At 44.6% G+C, this 20,292-nt stretch carries 14 protein-coding genes; 9 read left to right on the top strand and 5 right to left on the bottom strand.

What is annotated here, in order from left to right:
- The first annotated feature begins 5 nt into the window (after window positions 1–5).
- The 4 genes from IM792_RS02015 to IM792_RS02030 all read left to right on the top strand — a co-directional run bounded on the left by IM792_RS02015 (window position 6) and on the right by IM792_RS02030 (window position 7,750).
- The gene (locus IM792_RS02015; protein WP_194100004.1) at window positions 6–1,025 is read left to right on the top strand and encodes an aldose epimerase family protein; all 1,020 of its coding nucleotides are present in this window, start codon (window positions 6–8) and stop codon (window positions 1,023–1,025) included.
- Window positions 1,022–2,992, top strand: a complete 1,971-nt coding sequence (locus IM792_RS02020; RefSeq protein ID WP_194100005.1) for a glycoside hydrolase family 97 protein — start codon at window positions 1,022–1,024, stop codon at window positions 2,990–2,992. The genes IM792_RS02015 and IM792_RS02020 overlap by 4 nt, the downstream gene beginning before the upstream one ends.
- A 73-nt stretch (window positions 2,993–3,065) precedes the next feature.
- Window positions 3,066–4,412, top strand: coding sequence for a sugar porter family MFS transporter (locus tag IM792_RS02025; protein WP_194100006.1), 1,347 nt, complete (start codon window positions 3,066–3,068; stop codon window positions 4,410–4,412).
- Window positions 4,413–4,417: 5 nt separating this feature from the next.
- Window positions 4,418–7,750, top strand: coding sequence for a DUF5107 domain-containing protein (locus IM792_RS02030; RefSeq protein ID WP_228084888.1), 3,333 nt, complete (start codon window positions 4,418–4,420; stop codon window positions 7,748–7,750).
- Window positions 7,751–7,757: 7 nt separating this feature from the next.
- On the opposite strand, the gene IM792_RS02035 is transcribed toward IM792_RS02030, so the two are convergent.
- Both IM792_RS02035 and IM792_RS02040 read right to left on the bottom strand, forming a co-directional pair.
- Window positions 7,758–8,099, bottom strand: coding sequence for an SRPBCC domain-containing protein (locus tag IM792_RS02035; RefSeq protein WP_347343795.1), 342 nt, complete (start codon window positions 8,097–8,099; stop codon window positions 7,758–7,760).
- An 89-nt stretch (window positions 8,100–8,188) separates the two neighbouring features.
- Complete coding sequence (locus IM792_RS02040; protein ID WP_194100007.1) at window positions 8,189–8,812, bottom strand: DinB family protein; 624 nt, start codon at window positions 8,810–8,812, stop codon at window positions 8,189–8,191.
- A 96-nt stretch (window positions 8,813–8,908) separates the two neighbouring features.
- On the opposite strand from IM792_RS02040, the gene IM792_RS21455 reads away from it, so the two are divergent.
- From IM792_RS21455 to IM792_RS02050, 3 genes are all read left to right on the top strand, one after another.
- A complete protein-coding gene (locus IM792_RS21455) occupies window positions 8,909–9,340 on the top strand; it encodes a DJ-1/PfpI family protein (protein ID WP_347343784.1) in 432 nt (143 codons plus the stop codon).
- Window positions 9,341–9,468: 128 nt separating this feature from the next.
- Window positions 9,469–9,870, top strand: a complete 402-nt coding sequence (locus tag IM792_RS21460; RefSeq protein ID WP_347343785.1) for a helix-turn-helix domain-containing protein — start codon at window positions 9,469–9,471, stop codon at window positions 9,868–9,870.
- A 444-nt stretch (window positions 9,871–10,314) separates the two neighbouring features.
- Entirely contained in the window at window positions 10,315–12,714 is a 2,400-nt protein-coding gene (locus tag IM792_RS02050) for an ABC transporter permease (RefSeq protein WP_194100008.1), read from the top strand.
- Between the two features lie 284 nt (window positions 12,715–12,998).
- Here IM792_RS02050 and IM792_RS02055 read toward each other — a convergent pair whose 3' ends face one another.
- Window positions 12,999–15,926: an ATP-binding protein gene (locus tag IM792_RS02055; RefSeq protein ID WP_194100009.1), complete on the bottom strand. Its 2,928-nt coding sequence runs from the start codon at window positions 15,924–15,926 to the stop codon at window positions 12,999–13,001.
- Window positions 15,927–16,135: 209 nt separating this feature from the next.
- Here IM792_RS02055 and IM792_RS02060 point away from each other — a divergent pair, with 209 nt between their 5' ends.
- Both IM792_RS02060 and IM792_RS02065 read left to right on the top strand, forming a co-directional pair.
- Entirely contained in the window at window positions 16,136–16,621 is a 486-nt protein-coding gene (locus tag IM792_RS02060) for a hypothetical protein (protein WP_194100010.1), read from the top strand.
- A gap of 162 nt (window positions 16,622–16,783) precedes the next feature.
- Window positions 16,784–17,818, top strand: coding sequence for a sialidase family protein (locus tag IM792_RS02065; protein WP_194100011.1), 1,035 nt, complete (start codon window positions 16,784–16,786; stop codon window positions 17,816–17,818).
- Between the two features lie 80 nt (window positions 17,819–17,898).
- Here the strand turns inward: IM792_RS02065 and IM792_RS02070 are convergent, their stop codons facing one another.
- Entirely contained in the window at window positions 17,899–19,059 is a 1,161-nt protein-coding gene (locus IM792_RS02070; protein ID WP_194100012.1) for a glycoside hydrolase family 76 protein, read from the bottom strand.
- A gap of 66 nt (window positions 19,060–19,125) precedes the next feature.
- Window positions 19,126–20,256: a SusE domain-containing protein gene (locus IM792_RS02075; RefSeq protein WP_194100013.1), complete on the bottom strand. Its 1,131-nt coding sequence runs from the start codon at window positions 20,254–20,256 to the stop codon at window positions 19,126–19,128.
- Window positions 20,257–20,292 lie beyond the last annotated feature (36 nt).

Genomic DNA, 20,292 nt, shown 5'->3' on the forward strand with positions numbered 1-20,292 from the left:
CACGTATGACTAAAACAACCCATACCAATTGGGGTACAACAAGTAAGGGCGAAAGCCTTTACTTGTTCAGGTTAACAAATAATAGCGGCGCGTACGTTGAGGTTAGTAATTACGGCGCTGCATTGGTAAAGGTGATGGTGCCCGATAGGGCCGGCAATTTAGGGAACGCGGTATTGGGATTTCCGGAAGCGCAAGGTTATTTGGACGATACCTGTTATATCGGCTCAACCATAGGGCGGTATGCTAACCGTATCAGTAATGCCGTATTTACCCTGGATGGGCAAACTTACATACTTGAGGCTAATGATGGCGCGAATAGTAATCACAGTGCGTCATCAGGGTTTAACAGTAAAGTATTCGGCTTTGAGCAGGGGGATGATCATGTGGTGTTTGTGCTGCACAGTAATGACGGCGATGGCGGCTATCCCGGCAACCTGAACCTACGCGTTACCTACCGTTGGACAGACGATAGCGAATTGCAAATAACCTACCATGCCGTAAGCGATAAGCCAACCATTGCCAACTTTACTAATCATGCCTATTTTAACCTTTCGGGTAATGATGCCGATATTTTAAACCATAGCCTCAGTATCAGCGCGGAAAGTGTTGTTGAAGCAGGTGATGATTACATACCTACAGGAAAGATAATTGGGGCAGGAGATATTGGATTTTATGGTGAACAATTAAAAGATAAGATCACTCCACCTAAAGGCATCAACAGTTATTACATATTAGATGAGGCTTTGGTAGCGATAAACGGCTACGCCGCTAAATTGGTTGATAAAACATCAGGTCGTACGTTGGAAGTTAACACATCTTATCCCGGCATATTTTTATACACCGGCGATTATTTGCAAAGTAAGCACCGCAACCACAACAACCGCCAGTGTCGGCCTTTTGAGGGTTTATGCCTGGAATGCCAGCTTTATCCTGATAGTATAAACCGACCGGAGTTTCCGCAGGCTGTGTTGGATAAGCACCAAATGTATAATCATTACATCCATTTTAAATTCGGTACCGAATGAAATTCTTTCGTTATATAATTGTCTCGGCAGTAGCATGTTTTTGTTTCGATACTGCTTGCGCGCAAACTTACCGCCTGTTATCACCCGATAAAAAGCTGGAGTTAACGCTTACGGTAAATGATACCATTACCTACGCCGTTGCTTATAAAAAAGTAAAGTTGATAGATCCATCAACCATTGCCTTAACACTTGATAAACAAACATTAGGTAAAGCAGCAAGTGTAATAAAGACATCAACCAGTACTGTCAATAAAATCATCAAACCGCTATACGGCAAAAACGATGTGCTGACTGATCATTATAATCAACTGCGTATCCATTTTAAAAATGATTATTCGCTTGTGTTGCGAGCCTATAACGAGGGTGCGGCTTACCGCTTTGTAACCAAACTATCCGATTCGGTAAAGGTATTGAACGAAAAGGCTGAGTTTAACCTTGCCGGTTCGCCCGGTGCCATATTACCGCAAACTGATAATTACACCGCCTGGGAAGTGCCTTATGTAGCCTACACCAATATTGATTCGGTTAAGCAACAGCAGCGCGCGCTTACGCCATCGTTGTTTTCGTTCAGTAAAAACGGAATAAATGCCATTGTTGCCGAAGCTGATGTATACAACTATCCCGGCATGTACATTAAAAAGCAAGGCAGTGGCTTTGTTGGCAATTGGGCGGCTTATCCCGCAGTTGCGGTAATGGGCAGTTGGGGTGATTTTGTTTCGGTAGTTAAAGAGCGAAAGGAATACATTGCCCAAACCACCGGCACAAGGGCTTACCCCTGGCGGGTTGTTATTGCTACGGATGATGACCGTACACTACTAACCAATGAGCTGATCTATAAATTATCTGAACCATCCGCATTAAAAAATACCGCCTGGATAAAACCCGGCAAGGCAACCTGGGAGTGGTGGCATGATGCCATGCTGCCGGGAGCCGATATTCCATCGGGCATGGCTAACCGTAATACGGCATTGTATAAATACTACGTTGACTTTGCCGCCAAAAACAAGCTGGAGTATTTAATGATAGATGCCGGCTGGTCTAACAATCACGACGTTACCAAGGTGAACCCCAAGGTTGATGTTAAGGAGCTGATAACCTATGCGGATAAAAAGAACGTAGGCGTATTTTTATGGTGCGTGGCATCGCCATTGTTAAAGGATCTTGACAATAATCTTGATTTTATAAAGCAGCTTGGTGCCAAAGGTATTAAGGTCGATTTTTTTGATCGTGACGATCAGCAGGCTATTGAGTGGATGGAGGCCATTGCCAAAGCCGCCGCCGAAAGGCACCTGATGGTGAACTTTCATGGTTGCGCCAAGCCTACAGGTATGCAGCGCAAGTACCCCAATATTGTAAATTACGAGGCCGTGCGCGGCGAAGAATGTTCAAAGTGGGATCATACGGCCAATCCGCAGCATCATTTAACTTTTCCATTTATAAGGATGCTGGGCGGGCCGCTTGATTATACACCCGGCTCCATGCGTAACGCAACCATGCAAACCTTTAAACCCATTGATCCGGGTTTACCATCATCATTAGGCACCCGATGCCACGAACTGGCTATGTATGTAGTGTTTGATCAGCCCTTTGCCATGCTGTCTGATTCGCCGAAGGAGTACGAAAAATATCCTCACATTATGCGTTATCTGGCGGCTGTACCAACTACCTTTAATCAAACCAAAGTACTGGATGCCAAAGTGGGCGAGTATGCGGTTGTAGCCAAAAGAAAGGATAGTGAATGGTTTGTAGGCGCCATGACCAATTGGGATGAAAAATCCATCAAACTGAACTTTGCTTTTTTACCGGAGGGCAAAACCTATGTAGCTGATGTTTATACAGACGGTGCCGATGCTGACACAGTCGCTACCGGTTATAGCCTCAAAACAATGCCGGTTACCAGTAAAACAACCATCAATATAAACATGGCAAAGGGCGGTGGAGCGGCCATGCACATCAGGCCTAAATAAATGAGCAGATAATCCATGTAAATAAGTTATTTGTTCATTTACCCGCATGTATTAAAACCACATTTTTACAACCATGACCAACCAATTAAAACCATTTAATAATTTATATATCATCGGTATCTCGTTTATATCAGCACTGGGCGGTTACCTGTTCGGGTTTGATTTCGCGGTGATATCGGGCGCGTTACCTTTTCTGCGTACCGAGTTCGCGCTGGATGCTGTTTGGGAGGGCTTTTTAACCGGCTCGCTTGCGCTTGGCTGTATATTTGGTTGCCTTGTAGCCGGTACTATTGCCGAGCGTTATGGCCGCAGGCCGGGGCTTATGTTGGCGGCGTTCATATTCGCTATATCATCGGTAGCTATCGCCCTGTCACATAGTTTAACCTATTTTGTTGTTATGCGTTTCGCTGCAGGTATTGGTGTGGGTATGGCTTCCATGCTTTGCCCCATGTACATTGCCGAAATATCGCCCGCCGAAGTGCGTGGCCGCAACGTAGCCATCAATCAGCTCACAGTGGTGCTGGGTATACTGATCACTAACCTAACCAATTACTTTTTAGCCGATACCGGCCCCGATGCCTGGCGCTGGATGTTCGGGTTGGGTACCGTACCATCCGTAATATTTTTGTTAGGTGTAATGTGGTTGCCCGAAAGCCCCCGCTGGCTGGTAAAGGCCGGGCACGATGAAAAAGCCCTCGCTGTACTCAACAAAATAGGCTCGGCACAATTTGTAACCAATACCTTGGCCGCTATTGAAAAATCATTAGCGGGAGTAAAAAAGCAACCCTTTAGCGCTGTGTTTGCAAAGGGTGTTCGCCCGGCAGTATTGGTGGGTATTACGCTGGCTGTTTTTCAGCAGTTGTGCGGCATTAATGTGGTGTTCAATTATACTTCAACCATATTTGAGTCGGTAGGCTCAAGCCTTAATCAGCAACTGTTTGAAACAGTGAGCATTGGTATTGTAAACCTGCTGTTTACCCTGTTAGCTATGTGGCAGGTTGATAAACTGGGTCGCCGCCCGTTAATGCTTACCGGGGCGCTGGGCTTAGCTATATTATACATTGTGCTTGCCTTTTTGCTGCAAAGTAAGGCTGCGGCAGGGCTGGTATCCATATTTGTACTGCTGGCCATCAGCACATATGCGTTTTCATTAGCGCCGGTTACCTGGGTGCTCATCAGCGAGATATTCCCCAACAAAATACGCGGCGCGGCATCAACCGTGGCCATTGTATCATTATGGGGGGCTTACTTTATACTGGTATTCACCTTCCCCATACTGGCTAAATACCTGGGTACCTATGGGCCATTTTACCTGTACGCGGCTATTTGCTTTGCCGGCTTTGTGTTTGTAAAGCTTAAGGTGAAAGAAACCAAAGGCCAAACATTGGAAGAACTGGAAGAAAACCTGATAAGACATTGATCAACATGAAAAATATAATGACCAACGACTTGTATGTTAACGTTTGGGAAGAAAAAGTAACTATTCCTACCTATGGCATTGGCCAGCCCGATAAAAACCCCATGTTTTTTGAAAAGCGTGTTTACCAGGGCAGTAGTGGCAAGGTTTACCCTAATCCGGTTATCGAAAAGATATACGACGAGAAGGAGGACAAGCAATACACGGGTCTTTTTTTAGAGAATAAGTACATTAAAATAATGATACTGCCCGAAATTGGCGGTCGCATACAAATGGCGTACGATAAAATTCGCGAGCGGCATTTTATCTATTATAACCAGGTGATCAAGCCTGCGTTGGTTGGGCTTACCGGCCCATGGATATCAGGAGGTATTGAGTTTAACTGGCCGCAGCATCATCGCCCAAGTACTTTTGAGCCCGTAGACTATAAGATAGAACATAATACTGATGGCAGCAAAACCGTATGGGTTAACGAGGTGGAGCGCATGTTCCATACCAAGGGCATGGCGGGTTTCACCGTTCATCCTGATAAGGCTTACATCGAAATAAAGGCAAAACTTTATAACCGATCGGTATTGCCGCAAACCTTTTTGTGGTGGGCTAACCCTGCGGTTAAGGTAAATGATGATTATCAGTCCGTTTTTCCGCCGGATGTGAATGCCGTGTTTGATCACGGCAAACGCGATGTATCTACCTTTCCGATAGCTACGGGTACGTACTATAAGGTGGATTATTCGCCGGGTACTGATATTTCGAGGTATAAGAATATTCCGGTGCCTACATCGTATATGGCCATCAATTCTAATTATGATTTTGTTGGAGGCTATGAGCACGATACACAGGCAGGTTTACTGCATGTGGCCAATCATCATGTATCGCCGGGTAAAAAACAATGGACATGGGGGCACAGTGATTTTGGCCAGGCCTGGGACCGTAACCTTACCGACGAGGATGGGCCGTACATTGAGCTGATGACCGGCATGTTCACTGATAATCAGCCAGATTTTACCTGGCTGATGCCGAACGAGGAAAAGCATTTTACCCAATACTTTTTACCTTACCGCGAATTGGGCGTAATAAAAAATGCTACCAAGGATATTTTGCTAGCGCTTGATCATGCCGATGGTAAGATAGAATTGAAGGTTTATGTTACAAGCGATCAGCGCGACCTGAATATCAGGCTTACTTATGGTGATGTGGAGTTACTGAACGATGTAGCATCCATCATTCCTGAGCAGGTGTTTGCTCAAACTATCAGCTTTAATGTTGAGGATGAAAATGAGTTATTACTCACCATTAATTCATCTACCGGGAAAGAACTGATACGCTACCAACCAGCCAGCAACAAACTGAACAATATACCACAGGCTGCCAAACCCGCTGTTGAACCCGCTGAGGTGGAGAACAATGAGCAGTTGTTTTTAACCGGTCAGCATTTGGAGCAGTACCGGCATGCTACTTACAGTCCGGTGCCATACTATGAGGAAGCATTGCGCCGCGACCCGAAGGATATTCGTAGTAATAACGCTTTGGGTTTATGGTATTTGCGCAGGGGGCAATTCGCCAAAAGTGAGCCGTATTTTCGCAAAGCGATTGAAACGGGTATACAACGTAACCCTAACCCTTATGACAGTGAGGCTTATTATAATCTCGGCCTGGCACTAAAATTTACCGGCAGGGCCCAGGAGGCTTACGGGGCGTTTTACAAAGCCACATGGAGCAGTACCTGGAAAGATAGCGGTTACCTGGCCATAGCGCAGATAGATATGGCCAATGCCGATTATGAGCCGGCACTTGAGCACGCGCAATCATCAATTGACTGTAATGCCAATGGAAGTAAGGCCTACGTGGTACGTTCGGCGGCTTACCGTAAGCTAAATAAGCTGGCGGCGGCTATACTTTCAGCATCCGAGGCATTGCATCGGGATGGATTTAACCTGGGGGCATTATTTGAATTAAGGCTTGCCCACATACAACTTGGCGAAAAGGCAAAGGCTGATGAATATACCGAGCAACTACTTAAACTATCGCGCGGCAGTCATCAAAATTTAACAGAATACGCCCTTGATTACGCCGCCGCAGGTTTGTATGCTGAGGCTATTGATATGTTAAGTTTTGCATTACATGGTAACGAAACTTACCCGATGGTGTATTATTACCTGGGTTATTTTGAACATCAGGCAGGTGATACAGAAAAGGCTATCGAATATTTTAAACAAGGGGCAGAGGCTAATCCTTACTTGTGCTTTCCGGACAGGTTAGAGGATATTGCTGTACTGCAATTGGCTATTCAATTAAATCCGGTAGATGCCAAAGCGCCATATTATTTGGGTAATTTGTTTTACGATAAACGCCAGTATGATGAGGCTATAACCAATTGGGAGTTATCGGCAAAGATAGATGGCAGTTTCCCAACTGTATTACGGAATCTCGGTATTGCTTACTTCAATAAGCTAAATCAGCACGAAAAAGCCCTGCAATATTTTGAGAAGGCTTACGCGCTTGATACTACCGATGCTCGTATACTGATGGAGCTTGATCAGCTATATAAACGCCTTAACCGTGCCCCTGAAGAAAGATTGGCATTTTTAGAGAATAACCTATCGACTGTTAACGAGCGCGATGATGTTTACCTGGAGCGTGCCGCATTATACAACTTTACAGGCGAGCATGAAAAAGCTTTGCAACTCATCAGTTCACGTAAGTTTCACCCTTGGGAGGGAGGCGAAGGCAAGGCATCGGGCCAATATATTTATAGCTTGATACAGCTTGCAAAGGATGCTATGGCCAATCAAAACTATAATGAGGCTATCCCTCTGCTTGAGAAAGCGCAAACCTATCCCGAAAATCTGGGCGAGGGCAAGCTGTTCGGTACGCAGGAGAATGATATTTTTTACTTTTTAGGCTGCGCTTATGAGGATATTGGTGAGGCTGAAAAAGCTGCTTATTATTTCCGTCAAGCAACAATAGGTTTAGATGAACCATCAGCGGCCATTTTCTACAATGATCAGCAACCCGACAAGATATACTTCCAGGGCCTGGCGTGGAAAAAATTAGGCGATCATGACCGTGCTGAGCAGATATTTAATAAGCTGATAGCCTATGGCCAAAAGCATTTAAATGATGAGGTAAAGATTGATTACTTCGCGGTATCGTTACCCAACCTGCTCATTTTTGAGGATGATCTGGATATGCGTAACCGGGTGCATTGTTTGTTTATGCAAGGCTTGGGTTATTTAGGCAAAGGCGAGCACGACGAAGCCGAAGCACAGTTTAATAATGTATTAGAATTGGATGCCATGCACTTTGGGGCTAAGCAGCATCTCGCAGCCGTGTTGTAGAAGCATATTACAGGTCAGGCTGACCCTGACCTGTTGTAATTAGTTTTTTCAAGCTTTCGCCAACATAAAATCCCCACGCTCCTGAGCAGGTATCGTAACATTCCTGCTCAGGGGTTAAACCCTCATGGGTAAATGTTACCAGAGTTGAGCCCGCTTGCTCGCTGATCTCAAAAACAATGGTTGAGCCTGTCCATTCGTCCGCTTGCTTTACAAATTTTAGTTCGCTATCCAACGTTAGCCAAACTACTTTTTTGCCTGCAACCATTTCGATAACGCGGTGCTTGCTGTAGTGCATATCACTATGGCGGTAAATAAATTCATCGCCTATGCTCTGCGAATTTCCTTCTATCTGTCCCCACTAGCCCGGTATGTTATTAATGGCATCAAAAACCTCGTTGGGCTTTTGGTCAACCGTAAATGATATTTTGAAATTCTGCATTACTTCGGGAAGTTAGTGCTCGCCATAATCTCCGTTATTTGTTGCGTATGTCTTTGGGTATGTGCTGATATGAGCAATATCAATTGGTAAGCATCAAAAGTACCAATAGGTAATACCGACACATGGTTACGCAGATCATCCTGTGTATTCTTTACAAAGCTGATCAGCTTTGCACGGTCAGCTTTGAATGCGGCAAGTGCTTCGGGCACAGTTTTGTAAGGCGAATTGGCGGGCTCTAAGGCGGCAAACGTTTTTGATTTGTGTGAACGATCTTCAACCGCCTTTATCAAAACGCTATCTGCCGCTTTAATACCGCTGCGAGCCTCCGGGTTGGCAGATTTTTTCAGGGACGCCTCAACCATTTGCCAAAGGTTGGTTTCTGAAGCGGCAATGTGTTTCACACAATCCTCTACGCTCCATTTATCAGCAGCTGGCTTAAAGGTAAGTTGAGCCTCGGTTAAGTTGCTGATGGTTTTTAAAAGCCCTGCTTCCGTTTCAGACAGGAATTTTACGGCTTCCTTTCTTTCTTCTTTCGAGATGGTTTTTTGCTGTTGCTGAGCATGGCTTTCATAAGCGGTGATGCTCAACAATATCATGATGAGTTTGGTGATGGTGGTTTTCATACATCAAATTTAATGTCCACATAATTAATACCCGGTGTATTATTTAGACATTATGACGGGTTGATTTAGACATAGTTAAACTCTTATATTTAACCTATGAAACACATGACCATCCTGGTGCCCGATGGCGAGAATAACCTGAGCAGCATTGTAGGTGCTTATAAAATATTCAGCAGGGCTAACGCTTATCGTAAGCAAGAGTTCCGGATAGAACTGGCGGGTATCTCTGCTGAAGTAGATTTTTACGGTGGACTGTTCACAGCCAAGCCGCATAAGCATATCGCGGATGTCAGGAAAACTGATCTGATCATCATCCCATCACTAAACCATAATTACGAGAAAACAACCACAGTAAATAGTGAGCTGATAGAATGGGTAGGTACACAATACCGTCAGGGTGCCGCGGTGGCCAGTTTTTGTACGGGCGCATACCTGCTGGCCGCCGCCGGATTATTGGATGGTAAAAGCTGCTCTACCCACTGGTCGGCTGCCGACAGGCTTAAACAGTTGCATCCCAAAGTAATTTAAAAACCGACCAGCTAATAACCGATGAGCAGGGGATATACACCAACGGCGGCGCATATTCATTCCTCAACCTGATACTTTACCTGGTTGAAAAATATTACGACCGCGAAACGGCCATTTACTGTGCCAAGGTGTTTCAGATAGAAATTGACCGAAGCAGCCAGTCGTCGTTCATCATATTTAAAGGGCAATGCTCGCATAATGATGAATTGGTTAAAAAGGCTCAGGCTTACATTGAAAACCGTGTAGAAGAAAAGATATCGATAGAACACCTGGCAGCGGACTTTTCAGTAGGGCGACGAAATTTCGACCGGCGTTTTATCAAAGCTACCGGAAATACACCTACCGAATATGCCCAGCGTGTAAAAATAGAGGCCGCCAAAAAGGCTTTTGAAACTACACGTAAAACCATCAGCGAAGTAATGTATGCGGTTGGTTATTCAGATCCAAAAGCATTCCGTGAGGTTTTCCGTAGAATCACCGGACTGTCGCCGTTGGAGTATCGCAACCGTTACAACAAGGATGCAGCTTAAGGATTTAACCACATCGGGTCAATCTCAAACCTGATAAAACAAAAACAGGTCGAGCGGGGACTCGACCTGTGGGTTTTAAAATCAATAGTATTTAATCAATAGTTATATAAAGTCTTTCTTTTTTAATCAGCGAGTAGCTGTAAATACTAATGCAATCGCTGTTCCAATGCTGATTTAAGCTAAAAGGAGTAATGTGGTTGTGAAAGTGTGGTTTCTTTTAAGGAAAATATTTCCCGCGGTGTAGAAAGGTGTGCAATATGTGTATCAGCAGATGTTTAAAGCGAAACCGAACATTGATTGTAACGAAACCGAACAGTTAAAGGATGTGATTTGTGCTTATTTGTCTATCTGTCAATTGTTTATAAAGTTGGTATAGGGTTTGGTTTTTGAACAATGCTTACTCTTTGATTAAAAGCTATTGATCCATCCTTATTATAAAAACATATGATACAAAACTACTTGAAGATAGCCTGGCGTAATATAGTGGCCAACAAACTATTTACCTCGCTAAACATTGTGGGGCTGGCCATAGGCATGTGTGTATGTGTTATACTGTTCGCCTGTATATCGTACGAGTTGAGTTTCGACAGGATGTACAAAAACTCGAGCAATATTTACCGGGTAAACATGCAAACCACAGCCGATTACAATTACAAGGTATGGGCTCAGTTACCCAACTCGGTAGGGCCGGCCATTGTGCAAAGCATTCCGCAGGTTAAAAGCATGACCAGGCTCATCAAGCATGATTTTGGCGCCAAGGTATCCATCAAAACGGATGAAAAGAATTTTACCGAAAAAGGTTTATACCTGGCCGATTCAACCGTGTTCGGCTTTTTTGATATGCAGTTTATTGAGGGTAACGCACGTAACGCCTTTGCTCAGCCTAAGTCGATTATTCTGTCGCAAGCGGCAAAAGAACGCTTGTATGGTAAAGAACCTGCTTTTGGTAAGATAATCTATATTAACAACCGCGATACCCTGCACGTAGCGGGCGTATACGCCGATCTGCCGGGCAACAGTACTATCGATTGCGACATGATCTACAACATAATGGATTCATGGATGGGTAAAAACGTGTATTGGAGTAATGCCAGTTACGAAACCTATTGCCGCTTACAACCCGGTGCCAATTTAGCCCAGGTGCAAGCTGCCGCTACAGCGTTGATAGATAAAAATGTACAAAAGGATAATAAGTATTTCACCAATTTTATTTTTCAGCCATTAACTGATATTCACCTTTACTCGGCCGATATACGTGAGGGCTACTCAGGCCGTATAGGTAGCATGAGCACCGTAAAGGCACTGGTGTTTTTAACGCTGCTGGTATTGGTTATCGCCTGTATCAACTACATGAATTTGGCAACCGCCCGTTCGCAAAAAAGGGCTAAAAGCGTGGGTGTGAATAAAGCGCTGGGGGCTAACAGCAGCCACTTGCTGGCGCTGTTTTATACCGAAACCGCCATGCTATCATTCATAGCTATTGTTATTGGTTATGTTATGGCCATTGTACTGAGGCCGGTGTTTCAGCACGTAACCGGTATCGAGTTGGGCGGCTCCGCATTTTTTGCACCTCAAATATTGCTGGGGTTGTTGATGACCTGGCTGTTCGTTACCCTGCTGGCTGGTAGCTATCCGGCATTTTCATTATCAAGCATATCGCCACTGGTGTTAATGAACAAGCTAAAGTTAAAACATTCCACTGCTGATCTTGTGCGCCGGTCGTTAGTTGTATTTCAATTCTCCGCTTCCATCATCCTGATCATTTCGGTTATCGTTATTATGCAGCAGATGGACTATATCCGCAACCGTGATCTGGGTTATAACCCTAACGGTGTGGTGTCTATCAACATAAAGGCAGCGCAAAATAAACAACAGGTAACAACATTTACCAATAATTTACATGCCATGGCTGGTGTGGAAAGCGTATCGGCAGTGCAATCTATCCCCGGTGATGTTGAAAGCGGCCGGAGCATACACAAACTTACCACCGATAAGGAAGGTATGCCGGTAAAAACCTGTAATACCGATGCATCTATCGTAAAAACTATGCGCTTGAAGCTACTGGCCGGTAATACCTTGCCGCAGCATTTAGCCGAGGGCGATACCACCTGTTATGTGCTGATCAACGAAACGGTTGCCAAATACCTGGGCTTTAAATCACCACAGGACGCGGTAGGCAAGTACATTGGTACTGAGATGGCTCAAAAGTCAATTGTTAGTGGAGTGGTTAAGGATTTTAACTATCAATCGCTCAAAAGCGAAATAGGCGGTTATGTGTACTATGAAATGAATGACGCGCCGGAATCATTAAGAACACTGCTTGTTCGTTACAATACCCGTAACCTGCCGGGCTTTATGCAACAGTTACAACAAACCTTTAAGGCTGATATGCCAAGCTCAAGTTTTGATTACGAGTTTCTGGACAGTCACATACAAAACCTGTATACATCGGAGCAGCACACCGCCCGCACAGCAACCGTATTTTCATTGCTGGCCATATTTATCGCTTGCCTGGGGCTGTTTGGCTTGGCTGCTTTTGTGGCCGAGCAACGCACAAAGGAGATAGGTATACGCAAAGTATTAGGCGCTACAGTGGCGGGTATCACCCGTTTATTGACCGCCGATTTCTTAAAGCTGGTATTGATCTCTATCGTCATCGCTTCGCCTTTAGCCTGGTACCTCATGAATAAGTGGCTGATGGAATTTAGTTACCGTATTAATGTTAGTGGTTGGGTATTCCTGGCGGCCGGGGCAACGGCCATTGGTTTCGCGCTGCTTACCGTTATTTCACACGCCATGCGGTCGGCACTGGCTAACCCGGTAAAGAGTTTAAGGAGCGAATAAAAAAATGATGGTCCGGCAGGCTGCCGGACCATATTGCTGCAACGAGTGGCAGCTGCATCTTTCGATTTTTGTGGTTTAGGAGTAAAGGGTTGCATGGTGGTAACTCCCATACAACGGGCAGCGAATATGTTTTAATTATAGTTTGCTATAAATTAGTGTACATCGATATATATAGCTTTTTACTACCGGCTTAGTACATGCAAATTAACCGCAAGTAACTTTTTTGCACTTTCGATTTTGTACCAAAAACATTCGATTTTGCGCCAATAGCCTCAATAAACTTCTTAATAGCTATTTACCTGCTTTGGAGGGAAACCAAAATGGCGCGAAAAGCTCGCCGAGAAACTTGTAGGGCTGCTAAAGCCTACCATATACGCTACCTCAGCAATGGTAGCCGCGCGGCGCATCAGTAATTCATGAGCGTATTGTAGTCTTACGGTACGTATCAGCTCGCCGGGAGCCTGGCCTATCAGGTCTTTTAATTTACGGCTCAGTTGTGTGCGACTTAACCCAATGTCGGTAGCCAGTTGGTCTGCTGTGTATCCTTCCTCGTTCATGTGCGCCTCAACGGCTTTACGCACCTTTGTTATAAAAGCCTGTTCAATAGATGGGAGTCCGGTAGTATCCTTAAACCAAAGATCGCGCTGACTGTAATGCAGGCGCAGTTGCTCACGCATATTGATCAGGTTTTTGATAAGTGCCAATAGTTCCCGCTCATCAAAGGGCTTACCCAAGTAGGCATCAGCACCATGATCAATACCCCGCAGCCTGCTGTCGATACCGCTTTTTGCTGTAAGGATGATGATGGGGATATGGCTGGTTTTTTCGTTATTCTTTAAAGTGCTGCATACCTCGTAACCGCTTACCTTGGGCATCATCAGGTCGGATATAATAAGGTTCGGGATCTCAGATAGAGCCATGTTGATACCTTCCTCACCATCAGCGGCGGTAATAAGCCGGTAATTGGAGGAAAGCGATTGCCGGATAAAATCTCTCAATTCCTTATTATCCTCAATAAGCAAAAGCAGGGGGCTGCTTCCGTTGGCGATAAGTGCTGTATCATATACAAGCTCTGTAGAGATATCTTCACTTTCAATTTTCTCTGTAGTGCTATTTGCTATGCTGGCTAACTCACATGGCAACTTTATGCGCATACGGGTGTACACGCCTTCAACACTTTCGGGTATTATCTCGCCACCTAAAAGGTCGATCAGTTCTTTCGTTAGTGATAAACCGATACCCGTACCTTCAGCAGATCGGGTATCTGAAGGGTCGGCCTGGTAAAACCGACTGAAAACAAAAGGTAGCTTATCGGCTGGTATCCCTTTACCCGTGTCAGTTATCGTGATGCTAAGCAAATTGTCTGCTTCACGAAGTTTCAAGCTCAGTTCGATGCTTCCCTCATTAGTAAATTTAAAGGCGTTGGATAGTATGTTGAGCAGTATCTTATTCAATTTATCCTGATCTGTCATTACCCATAACGATTCTGCATCCGTACTAAACTTTAGGCTTATGTTCTTCCCGGCTGCAAGCGGTTCAAAAGAGAACAGATCTCGTTTGGCGAGTTCTACCACATCAACAGGCGCAAGGTCAACCGTCATTACATTATTCTCGAGCTTGCTCAGGTCAAGCAATTGGTTAATGAGTTGCAGTAAACGTTCGGCATTGTTGAGGATGAGTTGCAGGTTGCGGGTATCGTCTGATCCCGGCACTTCCAGCGATTGCCTTGCCGGGTTGATGATCAGCGTAAGGGGAGTCCTAAATTCGTGCGTAATGTTGGCAAAAAATCTGGACTTAGCGGCATCAAGGTCTTTAAGTTTGATGGCTTGCTCCTGTAACTCCGCGGTACGCTGCTGAACCAGCAACTCTAATCGTCGTGCTTCGGTGGCTATCAGTTCCCTTTTTTCGCTCTCGCGGGCCATGGCTTCGGCCGATAGGGTTTCCACCTCACGCAGCTTACCGGCAAGGCGTTGGTTGGTAGTGGCAAAATCAAGCGCGAGGTAGAGCGATAAACAAAGTGGTAATATCAGTGAGCCGGCACCCATAACAAACAGGCGTATGTTATTGTATTGAGCTTGCCATAACGAAAACACATCGCCCCAGGCAAAAAAGTAAATGAGTGTAATGGCGATAACCCCGATACCGATAAGCCAGGCGCCTTTTTGCTTTCGGCGGATAACCTGCGCGGCCGACCAAAGCCCGTCCGTAATACAAATAAGGTAGATAAGGGAAAAATAGTCACTTTGGATGCCTGAGCGGTAAACCCAGAATTGTAAAGAATACTTGATAAGATACGTCAGCGCGATAACGCTCAAAATAGCCCCTCGCCATTTGGGCACGGTTTTATAATTAAAAACATACAGCAACATCACCGCACCCCACATGATGGCCACCTTGAACGCGGCGGTCAAAAAATCAGTGAGATACTGTATTTCGGGATAGGGGGTTAGGTAAAAGTGGTATATGGCAAAATTATTAATGCCTATCACCATTACAAAAAACGAGTAATAAGCATTAAGCTTTTGCCGTGGATAGAACAAAAAGTAGAGAAAATGCAGCAGGCCGAGTATCAGTTGGGCAGCGCCAAACATGGGTAAATAGCCGATCAATACCTTTGCATGGGCCATCCGCTTAGCCCTTTGTTCATATTGGCCAACAGATACCTGGAAGCCATAAAAATCAGCATAAACCCCAAAAAAGTTTGAATACCGTAAACTGAGCAGATGGGGGCGGGTATCAGCAAACCAAACAGGTATAACTTCCCTTGGGGCACGTATGGCCTGCATGGTTGTTGCCGAATTGCCAACCGTGCCATAGCCACCTATGGGTTTACCATCCATATACAACTCCGACGCTCCATCGTGATTAATAGATATGTATAGTTTTTTGTTGACCAAAGTGGTATCAACCCTAAACCATAAACCAAACCAGCCCATGCCTGTCCAGCCTTTTGGCGCATCTGTATTACCGAAAAAGGTTGGGTAAACCGGCCTCCAGCCAACCAAAGTGTTAAAAGGCGCCCGGTCACCGGGAAGTTCTCCGGCGTGAAACAACCATGCCGAATCTAAAAAAAGCTGGTTTAACTTACCAAAGGTGCTCACCTTAACAACCTGCTGATGCTGCGCAGTTGCCTTGCCTATTGATAAATGCATAGCCACGCAACTTAAATATAACCAGCAGCATCGGGTAAGGCGGCGTAAAATGTTATTCATCGTTAGTAGATTGTACCTGAGTGTATTATCAGCCACTAATTCAAATTTAACGATTGGTGGGCGTATATGGTTATGTTGATAAGTACAAGTTTTTTAAAAGTGTGATATGAAAAGTTAGCGAATGTTATAAAATTGATGGCTTCAGATTGATTGTGTAGAACAGAATCAATTACCTTTATTAAGTAAAGCTTCTTATAATATCTACACTGATGACGAAAAGGATTGTATTGCTGTTTGCACTGCTTTTTATTGTTGAATATACTTATGCCCAAACAGCTAAATCAAATAATATCAGATTGCACGTATTGCGATTGAATAAGATAGGCAAAACCTATACACTAAATACAGAAGATTCAACTGTTACCGAGTTGCGATATCTTGGTAAAATAAGTACGTCTAAAGGCAAAACTTATAAAATACTTACTTCAGTTTGGATTTGGGGAATATCTCACAGAGCTACAAACCGCATATTAGTGTATACAGCTAACAACCGTTATGTAGGTAACTACTATTTGACATTAAGTACTGATTTACCAGATTGTATAATGGATAATAAATTGGTTTTTCGGAATAAAGAGCCTGATTGCGATAGTAGGCTAACTACATATCTTGACTTTAATAATGATATACCAAAGAAGTTTTTTCGTAAATGCCGAGGCGAGAGAGGAGATATTTATACTTTTTCAAAAGATTGATTTGTTAACTTGGAGAAACTACCATTGATATTCATAATATAACAGATTGTAGTCAAGAGGTATTCATTAATTCTCCTAAATTAAGTGTTTCTTCAAATTTTATTGATGTTGATTTTAGCGCCAAGGCTTGAGCAAAACCGTGGATATTGATAGATTAGGGGCATGATCAGAAAAAGGAATTGGTTAACCGCTATTGTAGTTATAGCAAGCATTCAGGGTGTAACAGCCCAGTCAGGATGGAAAAAAATAAAAGAGGAACTGGTATACAATAATGCCCCCTTTAAGCAATGCCATGCATCAACCATGGTTGAAACTAAAACAGGAGAGCTTTTGCTATCTTGTTTCGGCGGATCGCAGGAGGGGAAGAACGATGTGGTGATATGGCTATCCAGCCTAAAAGACCTTAAAGTACAACCCGTGCAGGTTGCCGATGGTATTGTGAACGATACCCTGCGCCACCCGGCCTGGAACCCGGTGCTGTTTCAAACCAAAAAGGGAACGCTGTACCTGTTTTACAAAGTTGGACCTAACCCGCGCCAGTGGTGGGGAATGGTAAAAACCTCGGCCGACGATGGCAAAACCTGGTCGGCAGGTAAAAGGCTTCCTGAAGGTGTTTTGGGGCCGATCAAGAACAAGCCCGTTCAACTGGCTGATGGCACCATACTGGCACCATCGAGCGTTGAAGAAACCGAAAACCGCTGGAAAGCCTTTGTTGAACGCTCGGTTGATGACGGGCAAACCTGGACCGTTGTGCCTGTTGATACCAGCGGTAAATTTGATGTGATACAGCCAAGTGTGCTACAATTTAAAAACGGTAAACTCGAAGTATTATGCCGAAGCAAGCAAGGCAATGTGATACAATCATGGTCGGCAGATGGGGGTAAAACCTGGGGTAAGCTATCACGCACAAATTTGCTTAATCCAAACTCGGGCACTGATGCCGTAACGTTAAAAAGCGGCGAGCAATTGATAGTTTACAACCCTGATGTGCCCGGTAAAGATTGGTTTAACGGCAGGGGTAAGCTGCGTGTAGCCAGTTCGTACGATGGTAAGGTTTGGAAGGATGTTGCAGTGCTTGAAGATGGCGATAAGGAAGAATTTAGCTACCCGGCCATAATACAAACCCGTAACGGCGATGTGCATATTACCTACACTTATGATCGTAAAAATGTTAAGCACGTGGTGTTGCGTAAGTAAATGCTAAGTTGAGTAAATCAACCATAACTAATAAGGGCAGCCGTTTTCGACTGCCCTTATTAGTTATGGTTGATAGCCTGTTAAAACAGGTTAGCTTCATTCAAGGTGGCTGCTGCTTCAATAAGCATCATGCCGCTTAGCTGTGTGCTCAGATCTGTTGTACCCGATGGCTTTCTGTTCCAATCAGGGCTGATAGTATGTGCGGGTCTTGCAATACCATTGGTATACAACGTTTCAGCATTAAACTTCAGGAATTTCACCAGCTCGTTCCTGTCAATTGCTGCTACGGCTTCCTCCTGCGCTAACAGGGTAAAGTATCTGATCAGGATGCCTTTAAACAAACCTCCGTCACCCTGGCCTTCGCCTTTTAGTATACCGCCGGGGGTTATATCGCCGCTGGCCAATGCCGCTTTTGCGGTGCGTACCGCATCATTTAAGTAAGCAGCATCATTGGTAGCGTGATATAATTCAAGCGCCGCGCCAACAAAAATGCCCTGATTATAGGTGTACAAATTCTTGCTGATCTGGCCATCGCCATTACCGTTTATACCATCCCAAACTATGCCGGTTGATGGATCAACCAATGTGCCCTTTAGCCAGGTATACAGTGTTTTAGCCAGCTCCAGATCGGCCGCGTTATTATTCACACGTGAAAGCCTTGCCGCGAATATAATTGCCGGCGCGTTGGCCGGTGTGTTTTTATAATCGAGCTGACTTTTACGCCATGCAATACCGCCACCCTGATTATTGTTCAACCCGGTTTTTATATCGGTCCACAACGCGTTGGCGGCATTTAGGTAATCAGCATCATCAGTGGCCTGATAGGCACGCAGGGTTGATAATGCCAGCCATTCCATATCATCATAATACTCGTTAAAAAGACTGTTACCGTTGGTTTGGATCATACCATTCAGTTGCGATTTCATGCGCTGTATGTAAACCTCATTGTCGGTACGCTGATAGCCATCTACCAATACATCGAGCACATGAGCATTGCGCCAATAGTGAAATGTTGCATTGCCGGCATCATCCTGCACAAAATACCGGCCGTTTGCAGCCAGGAATGTGTTATACAGTTTTTCCTGCAAGGTATCAGCCGTTAATGCCCAGTTATAAGTTATTGCCGGGCGTTGGTTATCGGCACCATACAGCGGGAACGCCTTATCCTTACAAGCGGGCAATGACAATGATACCACGGCTGCCGCCGCTATTTTTACTATGATCAGTTTATTCAGTTTCATAAAGTATCTTAATTAATGGATGCCGGATCAGTTACGACCCGGGCATCCATAGTTGATAGATCGAGGTTATTTTACAGTTACTGAATGGGTATAGGTAGCACCGCTAAAATCAATCTTGATATCCACATTGTGATTATCAGCGCCGGTTATGAATTTAAAGGCATAATCAAACTGTGAATTATCAACCGCTACCACATCATAATATGATGCAGGGCTCGAAGCATCGGGCCTGTTATTATCACGGTTTTTGCTGCCAAAATATTCAATACCTTGTTCGCCTGCGGTGTTTTTCACGGTGAAGCGGAACTTATAACGCTCGTCGCGGCCCCAGGTTTCCTGCCTGAAAACGATAGGCTTATCGTTAGCTAACCAGGTACCGTTACCCGCGTAAGGCAGATCAAACAATACTTTACCTTCCGGAGAGAACCATAAGCCAACTGAAGATATTTCGGTTACTTCAACCGCTGTGGTGCTAAAGTTTAGTTTAATACGCACAACCCTTTCGCCGGTGTTAGTGGTTGAGCCATCCTCAACCAGTTTGTTAGCTGCATCTAACGAGAATACCTTTGGCGTGCCGCTGTTACGCTCAGCAAATTGGAAATTACCATCTTTAAGTTTGGTGTAGATCACAAACTCGCCGTTACCCGCGCTCTTAAAGTGCATGGCCTTGCTCAAGTCTTCACCACCTTCGGTAGCGCTACCGGTAATATACAGGTCGGCAGGTATTTCGGTAAAGCCTTTAGGGCGTTCAACCTCTAACGTGTGCGATACCGTTGGCACTTTAACATTAATGCCTTTTGATGCTAATACGGTCCATTTTAATTTACCGGTTTGTTCGGGCTGAATGCCGGCCATGGCGGCAACCTTGTTCAGGTCGCCATAAGTTATGGTCAGGGTATTGTCCAATCCGTTACGGCCTGATACGGCGGTATATATCGGTTTACTAAAATCACCGTCCTCTTTGGTAAAGGCAACCTCATAAGCTACAAAGCCATTATCCTCAGCCTTGGCTTGTTCCCACTCAAAAGTAACGGTGGCACTACCCGGATCGAGCTTTAAGAATTTATTATCCTCGGGCAAATACAGGTTTTGTACGGCCGATACGTTGGTATGTTCAAGCGTTTTATCTTTTTTACAGCCTGAAAAAACAGTTGCTATAATGCCTGCAAGTACTATGCAGAATATATTTTTTTTCATGATGATCTGATCCTTTTAATTGAATTTCAAACTAAA

This window comes from Mucilaginibacter sp. JRF (assembly GCF_015223065.1).
Taxonomy (GTDB): Bacteria; Bacteroidota; Bacteroidia; order Sphingobacteriales; family Sphingobacteriaceae; genus Mucilaginibacter.

Bases quoted from the DNA above. Each gene is read 5' to 3' on its own strand.
- IM792_RS02040 (WP_194100007.1), bottom strand. From the start codon at position 8,812: ATGAAAACCACCATCACCAAACTCATCATGATATTGTTGAGCATCACC.
- IM792_RS02030 (WP_228084888.1), top strand. From the start codon at position 4,418: ATGAAAAATATAATGACCAACGACTTGTATGTTAACGTTTGGGAAGAA.
- IM792_RS21455 (WP_347343784.1), top strand. From the start codon at position 8,909: ATGAAACACATGACCATCCTGGTGCCCGATGGCGAGAATAACCTGAGC.
- IM792_RS02015 (WP_194100004.1), top strand. From the start codon at position 6: ATGACTAAAACAACCCATACCAATTGGGGTACAACAAGTAAGGGCGAA.
- IM792_RS02070 (WP_194100012.1), bottom strand. From the start codon at position 19,059: ATGAAACTGAATAAACTGATCATAGTAAAAATAGCGGCGGCAGCCGTG.
- IM792_RS02025 (WP_194100006.1), top strand. From the start codon at position 3,066: ATGACCAACCAATTAAAACCATTTAATAATTTATATATCATCGGTATC.
- IM792_RS02060 (WP_194100010.1), top strand. From the start codon at position 16,136: ATGACGAAAAGGATTGTATTGCTGTTTGCACTGCTTTTTATTGTTGAA.
- IM792_RS02065 (WP_194100011.1), top strand. From the start codon at position 16,784: ATGATCAGAAAAAGGAATTGGTTAACCGCTATTGTAGTTATAGCAAGC.
- IM792_RS02050 (WP_194100008.1), top strand. From the start codon at position 10,315: ATGATACAAAACTACTTGAAGATAGCCTGGCGTAATATAGTGGCCAAC.
- IM792_RS02055 (WP_194100009.1), bottom strand. From the start codon at position 15,926: ATGAATAACATTTTACGCCGCCTTACCCGATGCTGCTGGTTATATTTA.
- IM792_RS02075 (WP_194100013.1), bottom strand. From the start codon at position 20,256: ATGAAAAAAAATATATTCTGCATAGTACTTGCAGGCATTATAGCAACT.
- IM792_RS02020 (WP_194100005.1), top strand. From the start codon at position 1,022: ATGAAATTCTTTCGTTATATAATTGTCTCGGCAGTAGCATGTTTTTGT.